Genomic DNA, 18,733 nt, shown 5'->3' with positions numbered 1-18,733 from the left:
AGTGCCTTGCGGAGGCGAGACGTATGAACCTGCAAGTGCTGATGGTCATCGCAGGGACCGTCGTCTGCCTGGCGCTTATCGCCTGGCTGATGTTGACCACCATGGCCGGCCTGCGCGGGCGCGAGCCTTTCGAGACCAGTCCCGGAGAGCTCTTGCGGCGGGTCAGGGAACTCGAAGATCGCGTCGAGCAACTGGAGCGACGGCAACGTGGGTCCTGATGGATTGCCTCTCGAGCCGACAAGGCCTGGAAGCGACGGGATCCTGTCAGTTCGCGAGATCACCGCTTACCTGAAGCATCTGCTGGACCGTGACGAGTTCCTGCAGAATGTGATTGTGCGCGGCGAGATTTCGAACTTTACCCGGTCGACGGCGGGGCACCTGTACTTTTCGCTGAAAGATGAGTCGAGCCAACTGGGGTGCGTTTGTTTCCGCGGAGCCGCGTCCGGCCTGCGGTTCGACCCGAAAGACGGCGACCGTGTGGTGGTGGGCGGCAGTATCAGCGTCTATGAGAGGGGCGGCAAGTACCAGCTGGTCGTCCGGTTCATGCGGCCCGACGGTGTGGGGGAGCTTGCCGCGGCGCTGGAAATTCTGCGGGCGCAACTCGAAGCCGAAGGCCTGTTCGACCCGTCGCGCAAGCGCGAACTGCCGCGGTTTCCGAAGGCGGTGGCAGTCTGTACATCGCCCACGGGAGCTGCCGTGCGGGACATCACGAGCATTCTGGCGCGGCGCTATCCACCGGCGCGGATCGTGGTGATTCCCACCATCGTCCAGGGGGACGAGGCCTGCGCCAGCATTGTTCGTTCTCTGCAGATTGCGGATGGTATGGACGATGTAGACGTGATCATCGTCGGTCGCGGCGGCGGGTCCACTGAAGACTTGTGGGCATTCAACCTGGAGCCTGTGGTGCGCGCGATTTTCGCCTGCCACAAGCCGGTGGTCAGCGCGGTGGGCCACGAGACAGATTTCACGCTGGCCGACTACGTGGCGGATGCCCGTGCCGCGACGCCGTCTATGGCGGCGGAGATGGTGACGCCCGACTCACGCGAGTTGCTGGCCAGCCTGGGAGTTGTGGCGCAGCGGCTACGGGCGGCGCTTGGGGCGCAGTTGGAGCGCAAGCAAGGGCGTTTCCGGGCGCTGGCGGGGCACCCATTGCTCCAGAGGCCGCGGGCGCTGCTGGAGCAGCGCGAGCAGCGATTGGACGAGGCGATCCGGGGGATTGAGAGCGCGCAGCGGGCTCGGTTGGAGCGTCTGGCTCACCGACTGGAACGGGTGTCGGTAGCATTGGCGGCTATGAACCCGACGGCGGTGGTGCAGCGCGGGTACGCGATCTGCACGCTCCCGGACGGGAGTCTGGTGCGGCGGCTGGCAGATGCGCCAGTGGGGCAAGATATCGAGGTCATGGTAGGGGACGGAGACCTGCTGGGCACCGTCAAGGGGCACCGGCCGGCGGCAGAGTGAAATCAGCTTTTCGCAGGTGCGAGACCTGACCTCGTTGGGTGGACGGCGGCGTGATGCCTTTGGCGGTGGAGACGTCGCAAGGGCAACATTGCGGCAGCATCGGGGATCAAGTACGGGGTCTCATCCACGTCCAGTGCGCGGAGCTCGTACGAGCAGTGGGCAAGAGAGCAGACTGACCAGTGCCGGGAGATGCAGAGATGGCTGAGAGCGCAGAGATGAGCTTCGAGCAGGCCCTTGCCCGGCTGGAAGAAATTGTGGCCCGGTTGGACGGGGGCGATCTGCCGCTGGACGAGTCGATGCGGCTGTTCCAGGAGGGCATGGCGCTGAAGGACCTGTGCGTCCGGCTGCTCACCGAGGCGGAAGCGGTCGTCGAGCAGTACTGCGCCGAGATGGAGCCCCAGATCGACCTTCAGGCCGACGAAGACGATCCCTTCCAGTAGACCCCGAGCGGTCGGGGCACGTACGCGACACCGGACTGAGAGCATGGCAACCAAGTATCTGGACCAGATCGATTCACCGCGCGACCTGAAGCGGCTCAGCCGGTCGGAACTGGTGGAGCTTGCGGCTGAATGTCGCCAGCGGATCATCGAGACCACTGCGGCCACCGGGGGCCACCTGGCGCCCAGCCTGGGTGCAGTGGAACTCACCATCGCCCTTCACCGCTGTCTGGATTCCCCCCGTGACCGGCTGATCTGGGACGTGGGGCACCAGTGCTATACCCACAAGCTGATCACAGGCCGGCGCGAGCAATTTCACACGGTTCGACAGCCCGGCGGCCTGTCGGGTTTTCCGCGCCGCGACGAAAGCCCGCACGACGCCTTCGGAACTGGCCATGGCAGTACTTCGATCTCCGCGGCTCTGGGTTTCGCGGAAGCGCGGGACCTGCGCGGCGGGGATGAGAAGATCGTCGCGGTCATCGGCGACGGCGCGCTGACGGGCGGCCTTGCGCTGGAAGCCCTGAACCAGGCGGGTGCCCGGCGGACCAACCTCGTAGTGGTGCTCAACGATAACGAGATGAGCATCAGCCGCAATGTGGGCGGGATGTCGGCATACCTGGCCCGCATCCGCGCGGGGATTGTGGAGCCCGCAATTCGGCAGGCGCGGCGTGATGTGTCGCGCATGCTGGAGCGCCTGCCGCTGGGCGATGCGATGCTCGAAGCGATGGACCGGTTCCGCGATGGCCTGAAGCAGCTCGTGGTCCCTGGGATGCTCTTCGAGGAGTTCGGGTTCACGTATCTCGGTCCGATTGACGGGCATGACATGAGCCAGCTTCTGGCGGTGTTCGAGCAGGCCTTCAAGCTCAGCGGGCCGGTGCTGGTGCATGTGCACACGAAAAAAGGGCGGGGCTATCCACCGGCTGAAGAGGATCCCAGCAGGTTCCACGGCACCCGACCTTTCAACATCGAAAACGGTAAGTGCGCGCCGCGCGAGGGCCCTGCGACGTACAGCGACGTTTTCGGCGAGACCCTGTCCGAACTGGCGGAGCAGGACGACCGGATCGTGGCCATTTCGGCGGCGATGATCGACGGGACCGGGCTGCAGTGCTTCCGCCAGCGGTTTCCGGACCGTTGCCTGGACGTGGGCATGGCCGAGGAGCATGCGGTGACCTTCGCGGCCGGTCTTGCGGCGGCGGGGATGCGGCCCGTAGTGGCGATCTACTCCTCCTTCTTGCAGCGTTCGTATGACCAGATCCTGCACGACGTGGCCCTGCAGAAGCTACCGGTGGTGTTCTGCATGGACCGCGCGGGGATCGTGGGCGATGACGGGCCCACGCATCACGGTGCCTTCGACATTGCCTACATGCGCCACGCGCCGGGAATGGTGGAGATGGTTCCCGCCGACGAGTCCGAACTGCGTGACATGCTGCTCACCGCGCTGCAACTGGACGGGCCCGCTAGCATCCGCTATCCCCGGGGTTGCGGCGAGGGCTGCGGGTACGATCGCCCTCCGACCGCGCTGGAACTGGGTAAGGCGAAGGTGCTGCGCGAAGGCAAGGATGTGGCGATCCTGGCCCTGGGGCCTCAGGTGTCAGCGGCGATGGAGGCGGCGAGAGCGCTGGCGGCGCGGGGCATTGAGGCGACCGTTGTGAACATGCGGTTCGTGAAGCCGCTTGACCAGGAACTCGTATACCGGCTGGCCGCCGAGGTGGGCAAGCTGGTGACTGTGGAGGAGGGCTGCCTCATCGGCGGGTTCGGCGCAGCGGTGTGCGAGTGTCTCGCAGACGCCGGGGTGCATACTGCGGCGGTTCGGAGGTTGGGTCTTCCCGACGGCTTCGTGCCCCACGGTCAGACCGACGACTTGCGTGGCCAGTGCGGGATTGACGCGAAAGGTATTGAGCGGGCGTGTCTCGAAGTCTGCGGGGCAGGCGCTCGGCCGGATGCTGCGCCTGATGACCCGCAAGCCCCGATAGGATTGTGATGCCGATGAGCGCCCAGATCTGCAAGATGTTTCTCTGCCTGGTGCTGCCGGTGGTGGTGATAGCGCCTGCGGTGGCGCAGGAGGACGCGCAGAGCGTGCTGGAGCGGGTGGATGCGTTGTATCGCGATGGCGCGTACGAGCAGGCAAAGACCGAACTGGATGCCCTCCTGGAGCGCATGCCGGAGAGCGCCGTGGCCCTGCAATGGCGCGGCACCGTGGCCCTGGCGCTCGGTGAACTGCCGGATGCGATCAAATACCTGACGGCGTCCCTCACCGCGGACCCGAACAGCGCCGTGAGTCGCAACAACCTGGGCACCGCGCAGTTGCGCAGTAATCGCGCCGACCTTGCGGTGGCCGAGTTCGAGAAAGCTGTGGAGCTCGACCCCGGCGGCTTCGAGGGGCATTACAACCTGGCGACCGCTCTGAGCCGGCTTGGACAGAACGACCGGGCTTTCGCGGAGTATGAGAAGGCTCTGGAGATCCGGCCCCTGGATTTCGGAGCGTTAGTGGGCTATGGGCGGGCGCTTGAGCTTGCGGGGGACACGCGGAAGGCCATCGTGCAGTACGAGCTTGCGCGCACCGTGGCTGCGGACAACCTGCCGCTGCTGCTCACCCTGGGTACGCTGTATGCGAACCTGGGCAACCATGCAAAGGCCATCGAGATCTACACCGGGGTCATCAAGCTGGATCCGCAGAATGTGCCGGCGCACCTGCAGCTCGGCGCGGCGTACTACATGGATGGCAAATATCAGGAAGCGGCGGAGTGGTTTTCCGTGGCTGCCGGACTGGCTCCGGACAGCTTCGTGGCGTACTACAATCTCGGGCAGACCCTGGCTCAGTTGGGCCGGGATGAAGAGGCCATCGCCAGTTACGAGAAAGCGCTGAATGTCGATCCGTCGTCCGCGGCGGCGCAGGAGCAGATCGGCCTGTTGAAGATGAAGGCGCAGGACTGGGCAGGAGCAGTAGCGGCTCTCAGCGCGGCGCAGATGCTTGACCCGGGCAACAAAGACGTGCAGGTGAACCTTGCACGCTGCCACGCGGCTGCGGGAGATGAGACGGCTGCTCTCGCCCAGTGGGAGCAGGTAGTGGCCCGATTTCCGGACGACGCCGCGGCGCACCGCGCATTGGCTGCCTTGTATCTCAAGTTGGAGCTCTATGACGAGGCGCTGCGCGAGTATCTGTACGCACTGGAACTGGCGCCGGGGGACGGGCATGCCCACAACAATGTGGGGCTGATCTACCTGCGGCGCAACAATCTGGCCGCCGCCGGGGTGCACTTTGCAGCGGCTATCCAGGCACAGCCGGATAACCTGTACGCGATCAATAACCTCGGTGTAACGTTGGAGCGCAAGGGACAGCGAGATCTGGCTCGCGCGCAGTACGAGAAGGCGCTGGCCGCGGACCCGAACTTCGAGCCGGCGCGCAAGAACCTGGACCGCTTGAACATGGGCCCTGCGGTCGGGGGCTGATGGAGACGCCGCCCGACAGGGAGACGGTTGGCGCCGTGAGCAAGCCCTTGCGGACGATCGGCATCGCGACCGCGCACCATAAGGCCGAGGTCCACACGTGCGCGCTCAAGCTGTGCCGGGCACTTGGCGAGGCAGGCTGCCAGATACTGCTGGGCCCCGACGCCGCGGACCTCAGTGAGTGCGCGGGAGTTCAGTGCCGGCTGGTGCGCTTCTCGGAATTGGCCGCGGCAGACCTGGTCATTTCCTTGGGCGGCGATGGCACTCTCCTGGCTGTGGCGCGCGAGGCCGGGCCTCGCGGCACCCCCCTGCTGGGTATCGACCTTGGGAGCTTCGGTTTCCTCGCCGCCGAGACGTTTTCGACGCTGCTTGACAACCTGGACCGCATCATCGCGGGCGACTTCGCCACCGAGAACCGGCTGATGGTCGCGGCCACCGTGTTGCGCGCGGGAGAAGTGGTGGGGGAGTACTACGGGCTCAATGAGGCGGTCATCGCCAGCAGCACGGTGGGGCACCTGGTCCATCTGTTCACCCGGGTGAACGGAGAACACATGGCGACTTACCCGGCGGACGGTCTGATCATCAGCACTCCCACCGGTTCGACTGCCTACAGCCTATCGGCGGGCGGGCCGATCGTGTCGCCTGCGGTGGAGTCACTCCTGATTGCCCCGATCTGCTCGCACACTCTCTATACGCGGCCCGTTGTGGTGGAGCCAACGGCGGTGATTGAAGTCACTGCATGGCGGCGGGGAAAGCCGGCGGCCGATGTGAGTGTGACGCTGGATGGTCAGGACGTCGTTGATCTGCAGCCGGGGGACCTGGTTCGCGTTTATCGGGCTCCATTCGCCGCGCGATTGGTGCGCGTGGCAGCCGGCAGCTTCTTCGAGCGACTGCGCACGAAACTCCACTGGGATGCAGAACGGTAAGCCCTCGCCAACGGTGCGTGACGGCACGGGATGCTACACGAACTGACCATCGAGAACCTCGCGCTCATTGAGTCGCTGACGCTCCGCCCGGGGGCTGGATTCACGGTGCTCACGGGGGAGACCGGAGCGGGTAAGTCGATTATCATCGACGCGCTCAATGCGGTACTCGGCGAGCGCGTTGGATCGGACGCAATACGCAGCGGCGAGAAGACCGCGAGGGTGGAGGCGGTCTTCGATGCTGCTGACTGCCCCCGTGCCTTGCAGGATCTGGATGAGGCTGGGCTGCGAGATGGTGACGAGACGCTGGTGATCCTCAGCCGGGAGATCGCCAGTGGGCGCAGTTCGTACCGCATCAACCGCCGACCATCGACGCTGTCGGTACTGCAGGATATCGGTCGGCACCTTGTGGACATTCACGGCCAGCACGAGCACCAGACGCTCTTCCACGAAGAGAACCACCTGGCGTTTCTGGATGCTTTTGGCGGTGCCGAGCACCTCGAGTTGCGGGCGCGGTATGCCGAGGCTTTTGGACGCTACCACACCGCCCTCGAGGCGCTGCGGCAATTGCGTATGGACGAGAGAGAACGGGCGCAGCGCCAGGACATGCTGCGATTCCAGGTGCGCGAGATTGAGGAGGCGCGAGTAGAAGCGGGAGAGGACGAAGCCCTTTCGGCGGAGAAGGCCCGTTTGCAGCACGCCGAGAAGCTGCGGGAAGCGCTTACGACGGCGAGAGACCTGCTGGACGGGGACGCGGATGGGGTTCCGGCGGCACTGGCCGCGACCCAGGCTGCGGAGCATCATGTGCGCACCGTGGCGCGGTTCGATCCGGAGCTGGAGCCACTGGCGGCGGAGCTCGCAAATGCGGCGGTGTCATTGCAGGAGACCGCCCGGTCGCTGCGACAGATGCTGGACGGCCTCGACGCGGATCCGGACAGGCTGGAGAAGATCGAAACGCGGCTGGCCGAACTGTCCACGCTGAAGCGCAAGTACGGGGATAGCATCGCCGACGTCCTGGCGTTCCTTGAAGAGGCGCGTGCGAAACTGGACGGTCTTGAGAACCTGGAAAGCCGGGAGGAACAACTGCGAGCCGAGGCGGAAGAAGCCAGGCGGCAAGCTGGTGTGCTTGCGGACCAGCTTTCGGCGAGCAGGGCCAAGCTGTCCGGGCAACTGGCCAAGACGGTCACCCGGGACCTCAAAGGCCTTGGGATGGACGCGCCACGGCTGGAGTTGGAGCTGTCGCGGGAGGAGCACCCGGATGGGGTGCTGAGTGCTGACGGCAGGCGTTATCGGGCGACCTCGCGAGGCATTGACAACGTGCGGTTCCTGTTCAGTGCGAATGCGGGCGAGGCACTGCGGCCCCTGAGCAAGGTGGCTTCCGGTGGCGAACTCTCCCGCTTGATGTTGGTGCTCAAGACCATTTGCACCCGGGGCGCGGAGATCCCGACGATTGTATTCGACGAGGTGGACGCGGGTATCGGAGGCAGGGTGGCACACGCGGTGGGTGAGAGGCTGGTGAGCCTGTCGGCAGCGGCACAGGTATTGTGCGTGACCCACCTGCCGCAGATCGCGCGCTTGGCGGATACCCATATTCACGTGAGCAAGGCGGTGCGATCCGGGCGCACGGTGGTGAGCGCGGAGGTGCTGGACGAAGCCGAGAGAGTTGCTGAGCTTGCCCGGATGCTCGGAGGAGCGGAGACGGACGAGGCCGCTCGCGGGCATGCCGAGAAGATGTTGGAAGATGCGAAAAGCTTACGCGAGAGACTGGGGGCAAACCAGCGCGCCGGATGATTTGCGCGGCGCGGTTCGCAGGTGCATCCATGGTCAAGGTAGTCATCGACGGCAAGCGCTGCATGGGGTGCGGTCTGTGCGTGGAAGTCTGCCCCAGGCACAACCTGGCGCTTTCGGAACAGATCAATGAGCGGGGCGTGTACCCAGTGCAGCCCACGACGGAGGACGCCTGCACCGGCTGCAAGCTGTGCGTGCTTATGTGTCCCGCCGTGGCGATTGCCCTGTACCGAGTCTCCCCGGAAGAGGCGAAGACCCCGTGAGTGAACGCGTCCTGATGGAGGGCAATGAGGCGGTGGCGGAGGGCGCTATCGCCGGCGGTTGTCGAGCGTTCTTCGGCTACCCGATTACGCCCCAGAGTCAGATTCCGGAGTACATGTCGTGGCGCATGCCCCAGGTGGGCGGCATCTACCTCCAGGCCGAAAGCGAAGTCGCCGCGATCAATATGGTCTACGGCGCGGCGGCGGCAGGCGCGAGGGTCATGACCTCGTCCTCCTCGCCGGGAATCTCGCTGATGCAGGAGGGCCTGTCCTACATGCTTGGGGCTGAGATCACCGGAGTAGTGGTGGACATCGCCCGGGGTGGCCCGGGCCTGGGGAATATCGGCGCGGCCCAGTCCGACTACTGGATCACGACTCGCGGAGCCGGGCACGGGGACGGCAGCACGCTGGTGCTGGCGCCGTATAGCGTCCAGGAACTCCACGACATTACCGCCGAGTCATTCGAGCTGTCGGAGCGTTTCCGGTTGCCGGTGACGGTGCTGGGAGACGCGTATCTCGGCCAGATGCGAGAGCCGTGTCTGTTGCGGCCCGTGGGGGATGCGCCCTTGGCGCGGCAACTTGGCTGGACGGTCGGCGGCGGGCTTGAGGGCCGGGACAGGCATATCGTCAACTCGTTGTGGACCAATCTGGAAGTCATGGAGCAGATGAACCTGCGCATGGCGGACCGGCTGGCCCGCGCGAAAGCGGAATTGACCCGATGGGAAGAGTATGGGGCGCCGGAGCCGGAGATTGTCCTGTGCGCTTACGGCATCATGGCCCGGGTATGCGAGACCGTGGTGGACTGGTGTCTGGAGCGCGGTATCGCGGCGAAGCTGTTTCGTCCCATCTCGCTGGTGCCTTTCCCGGATCAGGCGATCCGGTCTCTCGCCGGGCGCGCGAAACACTGCCTGGTGGTGGAGCTGTCGCTGGGGCAATTCATCGAAGACATCCGGCTTTCCGTCCAGGGCCTCTGCCCGGTAAGCCACTATGGACGGACCGGGGGTGTGGTCTGCACTCCGGAAGACGTGCTAGACCACGTAGTGGAGATCCTTGGCCGTTGAGCGGGGGCGTAGCAAGCAAGCCTGTGGGAAGGCGGCGTGACCGTGGCAACAATCGACACAGACCGAGAACTGCGAGGAGAACCGATCTACGAGTGCCCCGAGGCACTCACGGATACCCCTCTGCGATACTGCCCCGGATGTACCCACGGTATCGCGCATCGGCTGGTGGCTGAGACCATTGATCAACTGGGGGTGCGCGACCGCACGGTGGCGGTGGCTTCGGTGGGCTGCTCCGTGTATGCCTACGAATACTTCAACACGGACAGTGTGCAGGCGGCTCACGGGCGCGCACCCGCGGTGGCCACGGGGATCAAGCGTGTACGGCCGGACGCCGTGGTCTTCACCTACCAGGGGGACGGTGACCTGGCAGCCATCGGGCTCGGCGAGGTGCTTCAGGCGGCCACCCGGGCTGAGAACATCACGGTGATCTTCATCAACAACGGCGTATTCGGGATGACCCGCGGCCAGATGGCGCCAACCACACTGTTGGGCCAGAAGACTACGACGACCCCGGCCGGACGCACAGTGGCCGAAGCCGGGTTCCCGCTGGATGTCTGTCGTATCCTGGACCAAATTGACGGCGTGGCGTACCTGTCGCGCGAGACGGCCATCGACCCGAAGCACGTGATGCGCGCGCAGAAGGCTGTGAGAAAAGCATTTCAGGCGCAACTGGACGGGTTGGGCTTCTCGCTGGTTGAAATCCTGAGCACCTGCCCGCACTGCTGGCACATGTCGCCCATAGAAGCGCTGGAGCACGTGCGGACCGAAGTGATCGCGCGGTACCCTTTGAAGGTTTTCCGCGACCCGTACGCTGAGAAGCCTTCGGCGGACAGCGGCGCAACCAGGACTGAGTGAAACGATGAGACACAATGTGCTGATGAGTGGTCTCGGCGGCCAGGGTGTGCTGATGGCCGGGCAACTGCTGGCCCAGGCCGCGATTGAAGCGGGTCTGGAGACCTCGTGGTTCCCCAGTTACTCGCCCGAAGTCCGCGGGGGCTCGGTGGAATGCACGCTGGTGGTCGCTGATGGTCGCGTGGGCAGTCCGGTGGTCGGCAGGCCGCAGGCCGCGATTCTCATGGCGCCGGTGTGCGTCGAGCAGTACGCGCCGAAAATCGAGCCCGGCGGCATTGCGGTGCTGAATGTGGGGATGGGCAGGGCTCCGATAGGCCGGGATGACCTTCGGGTGGTCGAAGTCGATGCGAACGCGATCGCCCGTGAGACGGGTTCGGAGCGCGTGGTGAACCTTGTGCTGGCGGGGGCCTGGATGCAACTTGTGATGCCGCAACTCATCGAGAATGCGGTGGACGCGCTGGCGAGGGTGCTGCCCGAGCGCCACCACAAGCTGATTCCCATGAACGCCGCGGCATTGAGGGCTGGTGCCAAAGCGGCCCAACAAAAGGCAGGATAGCAGGGAGGGTCTGACATACTCGACAACATCGACCAGATCGCTGAGAGGATCCGCGAGCATTTCGACACGCTGGATGAGGGCCGGGAGAAAGCGTATGTGATCTCTCGACAGGTTGTGCGGGTGTCCTCGGAAGCTATCAAGCGGGTGCACCGGAAGGAAATCGAGGGCGCCCACGAGCGTCTGGCGGAAGCGGCGGAGTTGTGTCGGCAGATGGTGGCGGCGCTGGATGGCTGCATCGAATTGCGCTACGGCGGGTTCGTGACGGATGCGCAGAAGGAGTACGCTGAGGCTGCGATCACCATCGCGGCAATACAGAATGAGCCACTGCCGGGGCCTGAGGAACTGGGCGTGGACGATGCGGCGTGGCTAAATGGGCTGGCTGAAGCGGCAGGGGAGTTCCGCAGGCATGTGCTGGATTCGATCCGCGAGGACAATATCGAGCGGGCCGAGCAGTTCCTGTCCGCCATGGATGACATCTACCATCTCATCATGGGCTTCGACTATCCGAACGCTATCTCCCTGGGGCTGCGCGGGCGGTCCGATGCGGCTCGCGGGTTTGTGGAGAGGACCAGGGGTGATGTGACCAATGCTCTGCGGCAGAAACGGCTGGAGGAGCGATTGGCGGAACTGGAAGACAAGCTCGGCGGCTGATGCTCGAAAGTGAAGACACGCGAAAACCCCCGCGGCCATGGGCCTATGGGGGTTTTCGCTTGCCGGCTTGCGCCGGCTGCGGCGGCACACGCTCTGCAGGAGGGCAGATGCGTATTAGATTGTTGTGGCCGGATCAGTGTCCGGCCCCGTCACGGTGACCCGCGGGTCACCCAATCTGGTGCCGGCTACCAGCGACCACGTCCACGAGGAACGCGCACCCCCTCAATGAACCCGTCGTGATGACCATCGTCGTACCCGTCGCCGTACCCGTAGCGGTATCCGGTCTTGACGCCTCTGCTATAGCCGTTGCGTTCGCCCTGCCGATACCCATCCACGTGGCCTTCTCTGTATCCGTACTGCTCGCCGTCCTTGAAACCGTCCCGGTAGCCCTCGTTGTACCAGTAGCGGCTCTCGCCACCGTGGTAATAAGGGGACGGCGGGTTGTAATTGTCGTGGACAGGGGGCGGGGCGGGACGACAAGCCGCTGGTGGCGGGCTGCAGTATCCTCCCCGCGTGTTGTCTCTGATGTCATCGAGACCGTCAAGGACCTCGTACGTGACATACCCCACCGCGAGCGCTCCCAGGATCTTGCCGAGGTCCCCCGCGTGTGCCCTCGGCGCCGCCGTGGTGAATAGGAGCAGAGCAGCCACGACGGGCAATACGAAACGACTGTGTGTGGCAGCAGCGGTCATCTTGTCCAGCTCCTTTCCATTATTCTGGCGGCTGTTGCCGCCGATACTACATGTCGTAGTAATTGCGCCCCTTTTTTTGGGGCCGCCTGCACGGCCCCGGGATTCGACTCAACAGCGGTTGGGCTATCTGCGTGATCCCCTGTATCGCTCGGACAGCCTTCCCATGCTGTATGGCCCGCTCTGTTCGGAACGCTGCTCATACTTCACGTAAGGCCATCCGGCAGTGATCGGTGTGCGGAAGTTGTAGTGGTTCTGTTTCTCGTAGTAGTACTGACCGGGTAGCAGGTCTGGAGCGCGCCTGTAAACGATATCCGGGTCCAGGTGAGTGCCGTTTCCCTCGCAGACCTTACCGGTGGCGGGCGAGTAATACCCTGATCGGTGGTAGGCCCCACAAGTGCTGCACGGAAGGTAGTCCGAAAAGCGTTCTGCTTCGTAAAGCGGGTAGGTGGTGGGGCGAGATGGCCGGTAGTAAGCTCCCGCACCCGGACCATCGCGGAGCGTGACTTCGCCATCGAAATACCCGCGGTACCAGAGAGTCTGGGCATTCGCGGCGATGCTGCTGAAAGCGATTGCCACGGTTGTCAAGGTGCACGTCAGGAACCCCTTTGCTATAAGGCTCATGGGTCTTACACCTCTCACCCTCCTCATACTTGTATGGATTATAGTCGTCTGACTTACTACTGTCAATAGTAGTTTTCACGCTCATAGACGCGTGGGCCGGAGCTTTGTTCAGGGCGCCAAGGGAAATCTTACGGCGGGGCCGCGCGTTCACCGGAATGCTGCGGCGGAAACCAACCGGCCGCAGAAGGGTCTAACGCTGAGAATATACCCTCCCTGATTCCACGGCGCGAGGTTCTCCGGCATTGCGGTCCGCAGCCTGCGGGTGCATGCTCTCACAAAGGGGCCGGTAGCATCGCAAGATGAGGCTGCGCAGTGCAGTTGTCCTGATCACGATTCCCATGATGAGCGTGGTGCCCGCCCGGGCGTCGGGCCTGCTGGTGCCCTCCGAGTCTGCCTGGGGTGAAACAAAGCCGGTGGTGCCACGTCTGCCGGTGCACCGTGCTATCATCTACCGCCCCGACGCCGATTCGCAGGTCCTCTTATTGCAGCCGTCCTACCACGGCCCCCTGAAGGAATTCTGTTGGATCATCCCTGTGCCGGAACGCCCGGGCCCCGACGACGTATTCCTGGCTTCCCAGGAGTTCATTGACGCGGTATTCGAGCACACCGCGCCGCTTGTTTCCACGGAGATCATGGATTCGGGAAGTTCCGGGGATGTCCGGGACGACGGGGCGGATGCGATCACAGGCGTCCCTTACTATTCGGCGGCGCGCGCCAGTGACTGGCTGGCTACGGGTGACTACCGCATCGACCGGCCGAATCGCCGGAACTGCGAACGCCTGGCAGAGTGGCTTGGGTGGGCAGGGTACCAGGTCCCGCCGGGCTTCGAGACGGCAATCAAGCGCTACCTGGACCGTGACTGGCGGTTCGTCGTGGTAAAGGTTTACCCGCAAGCGGACAGCGAGAAGCGGGTGTCAGCGCGTCTGCGCCCCCTGGGCATTCGCTTCGCCACCAGGGGGCCAATCTACCCCCTGGCACTGTCGCGCCTGGGTGCGCCACAGGTGACGGCGCTGGAGATCGTGGTGCTCGGGACCACGCCGGTGGTCGTGGCATCATGGGCGGCGGCGGACCTGACCCGGCAAGTGACTCTGGAGCCGGGCGAGAGCTATGAGGACTACCGTGCGCGCGAAGCGCAGGGCAAGCTCGCTCGGGAAGCAGTGGTGCGGGGCGCCTGCGAGTACTCGGATTTGCACTACGAGACCCGGCGCTGGATGGGGGTGCGTGACCCGCGCTGGGCCAAACTGTGGGCCACGCGGTTTTTCGGATTGCTGCCGCCGGCGAGGCTTGCGGATTTGAGTTTCGTAGCAGACCCGAAGGGCGCGGCTTTTCGGGTGCACGTGGCGCGCACGCGCGACCTGGCTGCCACGCAGAGCCGACAGCGGCCGGGAGCAGCGCGAGCAAGGTCGCTCATCCCGCTGCTCATCCTGCTGGCGGCGGGGCTGCTGCTATGGGGCGCTGGGCTGACCGCCGACCAATCATCAGCGCGCGAAAAACACGGGAATGAGCCGTCCGCGGTGGGCTATGTGGGGCGGCTGCTGGTGTACTGCGGTGCGGTGTTGCTCCTGCCTGCTGTTTTTCACGCGCTGGGGGGAAGTCTGGATTCGCTGCGGCCGGTGCGGCTGTTCGTGTCCGGGCAGTTGCCGCTGCTATCCACATGCTGGTGGGGAGCGCTGCTTCTCGCCTGGTCCCTGGCCTGCATCATCTTCGTGGTCCGCAACCGCCGCGGTCAGGCCCGAGGCAGGTGGTTGTTCGCCCTGACTGCGAGCGTGGTCTGGGCAGCGCTGGCGGTGACAGTGGTCTTCGCACCCTCCCCGGCCATGCGTGAAGCCTCCCGTCTGGGGTCCACCGAGTCCCTGGCCATCGCTCAGAGCACAGCGCTCCTTGCCATTACCGCGCTCGCCGCCCTCGCGGGCGCCCTGCTTCAGCTGGGGCTTGCAGGTTCTCTGCGGGGGCAGGTGGTGTGCGCTGAGTTCCTGGTAATTGCGCTGGTCTGGACCCTCCTGACGCCACGAGTCGGGGTTTCCACGCAGTCTCAGGCCCAGGTGGAGGAACGCGCAGGGTCTTTGAAAACCGCATTGGATGAGGAGCTGTCCCTGCTGCGGGAGGCAATCGTCGATTTCGCGTCTTCCTACGGATGTTTTCCCAAATCGCTTGAGGCGCTGACCAGGTCAACTGCGCCGAAATCGGGCATTGACGAGGCAGGGAACACGGTGGAGTCCAATACGACACGCGGTGCTTCGCGCCGCTTCCTGGCCCGAATCCCTGCCGATCCCCTGGACTCCAACACAGCAGATTGGCTCTATAGCCCGTTGCGCCCCGACTTCGTGGAAAGTAGCGCCTTCCGCGTCCACGTGAGCGCGCCCACGCGCGGGGCCGCTTCCGAGCCGGTGCTTCGGCGTCACTGGGAGCTGCCACGTGCCGCCGGCGTACGAGAGGCCCTGGGGCCGATTGCGTCGATGATCTGGGGCGAGGGCGATGCACTGTTCCGGATGGACGCCGAGGCCGACGGCACCCCAGTGGCACGGGCAGTCGCGGTCAGGCTGCTCAAAGGCGCGGTTGTCGCGGTGCACGATGTACCGGGCATCACTTCGCCCCGCCTGTCATCGATTCCGGGCAGCACCAACATGGTGCTCGCTTGCGCCGTACGCAGGGGCAGCGAAGGGATCTCTACCGCCAGAGGAGTCTCGGACAGCACAGCGGTGTTCGAAGTCACCAGCGCGGGACACCATATCGGCGTAATGGGCCCACCCGTGCGCGGGCGAGTGACCCAACTCGAGGCCGCGCCCGATGGGGTGCGGGTCGCCTGTATTCTGGAGCGCCCCGGGCCATCGGGTAAGCCAGTGAGGCAGCTTTGGTCGCTGGGCGACAGAGGCGAGTGGCTTGGCCCGCTGGCCGAGGATGTGGCGCGCGTCGCCTGGCATCCATCAGGAATGCCACTGTTCGCACTTGTGCGCACCGCCGGCAACACCGGTGTCGGCGCGGCGTCCAACTGCAGGCTGGTTCAGATCTGGCCCGATGGACAGACGGACACGCTGACGCCCGAACTCAGGTTCCGTGACACTGTCCTTGCCGCCAACATCCGCTCTGTCTTCGCGTTGGATACAACGAATAAGCTGAGGATGATCCCTCTGCGCCGGGGAAGCGTTCGGACCCTGGAGACAGGCGGCGGGAGAGTGATGGATTTCCATTGTTTGTCCGGGGAACGAACGGCCACTCTCCTGATCAACAGCCACAGCAGCAAGGAGCGCAAGACCGCTGAGCGGCTGCTCATTCACGACATGCGAGGGCGCTCCGCGGCCGATCTCTCGCCGGTCGCCCCGCCGGGGGTAAAGTGGCGGCACGGCCTCGTCATCGGCCAGCACGATGCCACCGGCTACCTGTTTCTGCACCTTTGGCAGGATGAGCCGGCCAGCGGCGAGATCGTGCTCCTGGGCGAGGATGGCACGCCTCCCCAGGGCATCGCGATGTTCGGGGAATAAGCCGCGCCCCCCCTGCGCCGTGGGAGGCCCTGGAAATTACCGACGTCGCAGGACGAAATAGTCCACGTTCAGGTGGTACTGGAAGACGCCCGTAACCCTCAGTCTGTGAGTCCCCGCCTTGAGATCCAGCGCGGGCAGAGCGTCGCTGGCCCCCGCGACGTGCATCGCCCACCACTCGCCTGGCGAGTGCGCCCAGCCGCCCGTGCCCGGAAATCTCACCAGCCGATATCCCGGTGCCGGGAACTCCCCGTCCACGGTGATTTCGCGGAAGGACATGGCTTCACCCGTGGCCACTCTTGCGAACAAGTCATACTTGCCATCCTGCGGCACGGTGAATTCCCATTCGAGCCAGTGGCCGTCGCCGGTGAAGGTGTAGATGCTCTTGCCACCGTGTTGATCCACGTGCTCCCCCTCGGATATCTTCACGTCGCCATTGCCCTGCGCAACGAAGTCTTCGGCCTCAATCAGGATGCCCGTGTCCGGCATAGCGTCGACCTTCACGGGGTCTGCAGCGATGGATAGAGGCTCGATTTCGACGGCTACGATGGGACTGGTCAGGAGTCCGTTGCCGGAATAGACCAAGGAGACAAGGCTCTCTCCGGACGTAATCACGTGGCCGCGTCCCTGCCAGCGGTCGCGCACACGTCGCCATTCGGAGACTGAGTCGTTGCCCAACCTGACCACAGCCGGAGGCGCCTCGTCTTGCGGGCAGCCATCGAGCCACACCCGAGCCACGCCGAGAGGTAGCTTCACCGTCCCCTGAGCTTCCAACCTGTCGAAGGTGAAGCTCACAGGAAGCTGGGCAATGCGGGTGCCGCCGACGAGCAGGGGGATCGTCTGCCCCGGCGCAGGTCGCTCTCCCGTGCCCGCCCAGCCGATCTCCGCTGAGTGGGTCCCAGCCTCGAGAGCAACCGTCGCCATCCTGCCGGTTTCGTCCCAGGTTACTGCATCAACAGCAAAGGGCTTACCGTTCAGATAGGCCCACAGAGGCGGCCGCGGCAGGTGGATGCTGAGCCGGAAGGGTTCGGATGCGCTGGTTGAGATGAGGGCGCGGTCCGGCAGATAGCGGACTGAGAAAGCTCCAGGCGCGGTGGCGCGAAGCAGGTCGTGTGCAGCCGAGGCCGCGGCAGGCTGTGTGGTCACATCCGCCGAGATTGCCAGACTGAGGGCGATGGCGGCGCAAAGCATTGTGACGCGCACTGAGATCACTCCCATGTCAGCGTGAGACGGCAACCGCTGCGTGCTCATTTCTCTCACGGCCCCGAAAGACCTTCTTTTGGTTGCGACAAATAGTCGGGTGGATCGGGGGCGCCAAAGGGCTAGGTCGAAGTAACGAAGGTGCAGGTGTTGCGTCCGTGGCACTCGAGGCATCAAATCTACCTCGGGTGATTCGTGGATTCTTCCGTAAGATAGAGGCGACAGTGTGCCTGCTATGACCCAATCCGCGAGCGCTCTGCATATTATCGGCACATCTTTAGTGAACCTTTATCTCCTGGATACCAAATGTCTCTTGCATGGAGAAGGCGTATATGCTAATGTTATGCGTGGTGACGGGTATGTACTTGGCTGGACTTTGTTCCCGATGAAACGAGAGGGATGGCACTTATGAAGAAGACTTACGTCAAGCCGACCGTGTCGCGCTTCGCGATCCGCCCGGAAGACGCAGTCGTGGCCGCGTGCAAGATGGTAGGGCCGGTCCAGCTCCCGAGCTGCCAGCCTGGCGGTATCCAGGAGTTTGCCGCGGGCTCCTAAGGCAACCATCCTGTAGTCTCTCGGTTTCGGGTTAGGTACAGTTCCCGCTTCCGTTGAGACGTAGGTGGTCGAGATGTGCGCGGGTATGCTCGTGCGCATCTCCTGTCGTGTAATAACCCCGGTGCTGCCCGTTCAGGTGGCACCGGTTTTCATTGGTCGTGAAGTGTTGCGGGAATCATTCCCCCGGAGGCAGTCCGGCCCATGGTGCATGAGTTACAGATCCGCATCGCCGGGATGAGCGCGCGGGCCTGGACCGTGCAACCCCATGTCAGGCTGCACTGCCCCGAGCCGGACAGCCGGTTCCTCGTGGACGGACAGTCTCCGGACCTCGATATCGAAGTTCGGATCGGGAACCTTCCCGACACGGGTAATAGGCCACTGCTGTTCCGAGGGCGGGAAGTGTGGAGCCTCGTGGGCGACGACCGCTCTTTGTACCTGCGTTACGGTAATGAGCGCGAGGGCATTGAGTTCGACCGAGTCCTCCAAGTCCTTCCCGACCGCACTGGGCTACTGACTGTTCTCCCCGAGCCCGATCTACCGCCGGACTCGCCCCAGGTCATCGTTCCGTTTGCGTTTCCGGGCCTGGAAGTCCTGCTGTACCGCGAAGCCGCCGTGCGCGGCGGTGTGTTCGTATGCCGGGCATGTTCATGATCTCGGAGGTGGAAGTCCTCTACGGTATCGGAGACCGTAACCGTTAAGCGAAGGCAAGGGCGTCGCCGCGAGGCGGGGTCTGAAAGAAGCCTTAGCCACAGCCAC

Annotated in this window: 18 protein-coding genes; 15 read left to right on the top strand and 3 right to left on the bottom strand. The window is 64.4% G+C overall.

The genetic code is table 11. The features are described from left to right. The first annotated feature begins 23 nt into the window (after positions 1–23). From HPY44_11490 to HPY44_11435, 12 genes are all read left to right on the top strand, one after another. A complete protein-coding gene (locus HPY44_11490; protein NSW56632.1) occupies positions 24–218 on the top strand; it encodes a hypothetical protein in 195 nt (64 codons plus the stop codon). Then, a complete protein-coding gene (xseA, locus tag HPY44_11485; GenBank protein NSW56631.1) occupies positions 208–1,458 on the top strand; it encodes an exodeoxyribonuclease VII large subunit in 1,251 nt (416 codons plus the stop codon). The genes HPY44_11490 and xseA overlap by 11 nt, the downstream gene beginning before the upstream one ends. Positions 1,459–1,655: 197 nt before the next feature. After that, the gene (gene xseB, locus HPY44_11480; GenBank protein NSW56630.1) at positions 1,656–1,898 is read left to right on the top strand and encodes an exodeoxyribonuclease VII small subunit; all 243 of its coding nucleotides are present in this window, start codon (positions 1,656–1,658) and stop codon (positions 1,896–1,898) included. A gap of 43 nt (positions 1,899–1,941) precedes the next feature. Beyond that, positions 1,942–3,876 (top strand): 1-deoxy-D-xylulose-5-phosphate synthase, encoded by a 1,935-nt coding sequence (locus HPY44_11475; protein NSW56629.1) that lies wholly within the window; start codon positions 1,942–1,944, stop codon positions 3,874–3,876. Between the two features lie 5 nt (positions 3,877–3,881). Then, positions 3,882–5,345 carry a tetratricopeptide repeat protein gene (locus HPY44_11470; GenBank protein ID NSW56628.1) on the top strand — a complete coding sequence of 488 codons (1,464 nt, stop codon included), beginning with the start codon at positions 3,882–3,884 and terminating at the stop codon, positions 5,343–5,345. Between the two features lie 35 nt (positions 5,346–5,380). Then, positions 5,381–6,268: an NAD(+)/NADH kinase gene (locus tag HPY44_11465; GenBank protein ID NSW56627.1), complete on the top strand. Its 888-nt coding sequence runs from the start codon at positions 5,381–5,383 to the stop codon at positions 6,266–6,268. A gap of 30 nt (positions 6,269–6,298) precedes the next feature. Beyond that, positions 6,299–8,056: a DNA repair protein RecN gene (recN, locus tag HPY44_11460; protein NSW56626.1), complete on the top strand. Its 1,758-nt coding sequence runs from the start codon at positions 6,299–6,301 to the stop codon at positions 8,054–8,056. A gap of 29 nt (positions 8,057–8,085) precedes the next feature. Beyond that, a complete protein-coding gene (locus tag HPY44_11455) occupies positions 8,086–8,316 on the top strand; it encodes a ferredoxin family protein (GenBank protein NSW56625.1) in 231 nt (76 codons plus the stop codon). Positions 8,317–8,330: 14 nt separating this feature from the next. After that, positions 8,331–9,374 carry a 3-methyl-2-oxobutanoate dehydrogenase subunit VorB gene (vorB, locus tag HPY44_11450; protein ID NSW56624.1) on the top strand — a complete coding sequence of 348 codons (1,044 nt, stop codon included), beginning with the start codon at positions 8,331–8,333 and terminating at the stop codon, positions 9,372–9,374. A 69-nt stretch (positions 9,375–9,443) separates the two neighbouring features. Further along, on the top strand, positions 9,444–10,229 hold the full coding sequence (locus HPY44_11445) for a 2-oxoglutarate oxidoreductase (GenBank protein ID NSW56623.1): 786 nt from the start codon (positions 9,444–9,446) through the stop codon (positions 10,227–10,229). Positions 10,230–10,233: 4 nt separating this feature from the next. Beyond that, on the top strand, positions 10,234–10,782 hold the full coding sequence (locus tag HPY44_11440; GenBank protein ID NSW56622.1) for a 2-oxoacid:acceptor oxidoreductase family protein: 549 nt from the start codon (positions 10,234–10,236) through the stop codon (positions 10,780–10,782). A 96-nt stretch (positions 10,783–10,878) separates the two neighbouring features. Further along, entirely contained in the window at positions 10,879–11,433 is a 555-nt protein-coding gene (locus tag HPY44_11435) for a haloacid dehalogenase (GenBank protein ID NSW56621.1), read from the top strand. A gap of 185 nt (positions 11,434–11,618) precedes the next feature. Here HPY44_11435 and HPY44_11430 read toward each other — a convergent pair whose 3' ends face one another. Both HPY44_11430 and HPY44_11425 read right to left on the bottom strand, forming a co-directional pair. Then, positions 11,619–12,125: a hypothetical protein gene (locus HPY44_11430; GenBank protein NSW56620.1), complete on the bottom strand. Its 507-nt coding sequence runs from the start codon at positions 12,123–12,125 to the stop codon at positions 11,619–11,621. Positions 12,126–12,248: 123 nt separating this feature from the next. After that, positions 12,249–12,746 (bottom strand): hypothetical protein, encoded by a 498-nt coding sequence (locus HPY44_11425; protein ID NSW56619.1) that lies wholly within the window; start codon positions 12,744–12,746, stop codon positions 12,249–12,251. Between the two features lie 299 nt (positions 12,747–13,045). Here HPY44_11425 and HPY44_11420 point away from each other — a divergent pair, with 299 nt between their 5' ends. Next, a complete protein-coding gene (locus tag HPY44_11420) occupies positions 13,046–16,225 on the top strand; it encodes a DUF2330 domain-containing protein (GenBank protein ID NSW56618.1) in 3,180 nt (1,059 codons plus the stop codon). A gap of 36 nt (positions 16,226–16,261) precedes the next feature. On the opposite strand, the gene HPY44_11415 is transcribed toward HPY44_11420, so the two are convergent. Then, positions 16,262–17,425: a carbohydrate-binding protein gene (locus HPY44_11415; protein NSW56617.1), complete on the bottom strand. Its 1,164-nt coding sequence runs from the start codon at positions 17,423–17,425 to the stop codon at positions 16,262–16,264. A gap of 405 nt (positions 17,426–17,830) precedes the next feature. On the opposite strand from HPY44_11415, the gene HPY44_11410 reads away from it, so the two are divergent. Next, on the top strand, positions 17,831–17,977 hold the full coding sequence (locus tag HPY44_11410; GenBank protein NSW56616.1) for a hypothetical protein: 147 nt from the start codon (positions 17,831–17,833) through the stop codon (positions 17,975–17,977). A gap of 201 nt (positions 17,978–18,178) precedes the next feature. Beyond that, the gene (locus HPY44_11405; GenBank protein NSW56615.1) at positions 18,179–18,628 is read left to right on the top strand and encodes a hypothetical protein; all 450 of its coding nucleotides are present in this window, start codon (positions 18,179–18,181) and stop codon (positions 18,626–18,628) included. Positions 18,629–18,733: the final 105 nt, after the last annotated feature.

It is taken from the genome of Armatimonadota bacterium (assembly GCA_013314775.1).
Lineage (GTDB): Bacteria > Armatimonadota > Zipacnadia > Zipacnadales > JABUFB01 > JABUFB01.
The sequence above is the reverse complement of the archived record's forward strand: the minus strand, read 5'-3'. Positions and strand labels throughout refer to the sequence as shown.

Excerpts from the sequence above, each read along its gene's own strand:
- HPY44_11490 (NSW56632.1), top strand. The coding sequence starts at position 24 with ATGAACCTGCAAGTGCTGATGGTCATCGCAGGGACCGTCGTCTGCCTG.
- xseB (NSW56630.1), top strand. The coding sequence starts at position 1,656 with ATGGCTGAGAGCGCAGAGATGAGCTTCGAGCAGGCCCTTGCCCGGCTG.
- HPY44_11475 (NSW56629.1), top strand. The coding sequence starts at position 1,942 with ATGGCAACCAAGTATCTGGACCAGATCGATTCACCGCGCGACCTGAAG.
- HPY44_11470 (NSW56628.1), top strand. The coding sequence starts at position 3,882 with ATGAGCGCCCAGATCTGCAAGATGTTTCTCTGCCTGGTGCTGCCGGTG.
- recN (NSW56626.1), top strand. The coding sequence starts at position 6,299 with ATGCTACACGAACTGACCATCGAGAACCTCGCGCTCATTGAGTCGCTG.
- HPY44_11455 (NSW56625.1), top strand. The coding sequence starts at position 8,086 with ATGGTCAAGGTAGTCATCGACGGCAAGCGCTGCATGGGGTGCGGTCTG.
- vorB (NSW56624.1), top strand. The coding sequence starts at position 8,331 with ATGGAGGGCAATGAGGCGGTGGCGGAGGGCGCTATCGCCGGCGGTTGT.
- HPY44_11440 (NSW56622.1), top strand. The coding sequence starts at position 10,234 with ATGAGACACAATGTGCTGATGAGTGGTCTCGGCGGCCAGGGTGTGCTG.
- HPY44_11430 (NSW56620.1), bottom strand. The coding sequence starts at position 12,125 with ATGACCGCTGCTGCCACACACAGTCGTTTCGTATTGCCCGTCGTGGCT.
- HPY44_11425 (NSW56619.1), bottom strand. The coding sequence starts at position 12,746 with ATGAGCCTTATAGCAAAGGGGTTCCTGACGTGCACCTTGACAACCGTG.
- HPY44_11420 (NSW56618.1), top strand. The coding sequence starts at position 13,046 with ATGAGGCTGCGCAGTGCAGTTGTCCTGATCACGATTCCCATGATGAGC.
- HPY44_11410 (NSW56616.1), top strand. The coding sequence starts at position 17,831 with ATGAAGAAGACTTACGTCAAGCCGACCGTGTCGCGCTTCGCGATCCGC.
- HPY44_11405 (NSW56615.1), top strand. The coding sequence starts at position 18,179 with ATGGTGCATGAGTTACAGATCCGCATCGCCGGGATGAGCGCGCGGGCC.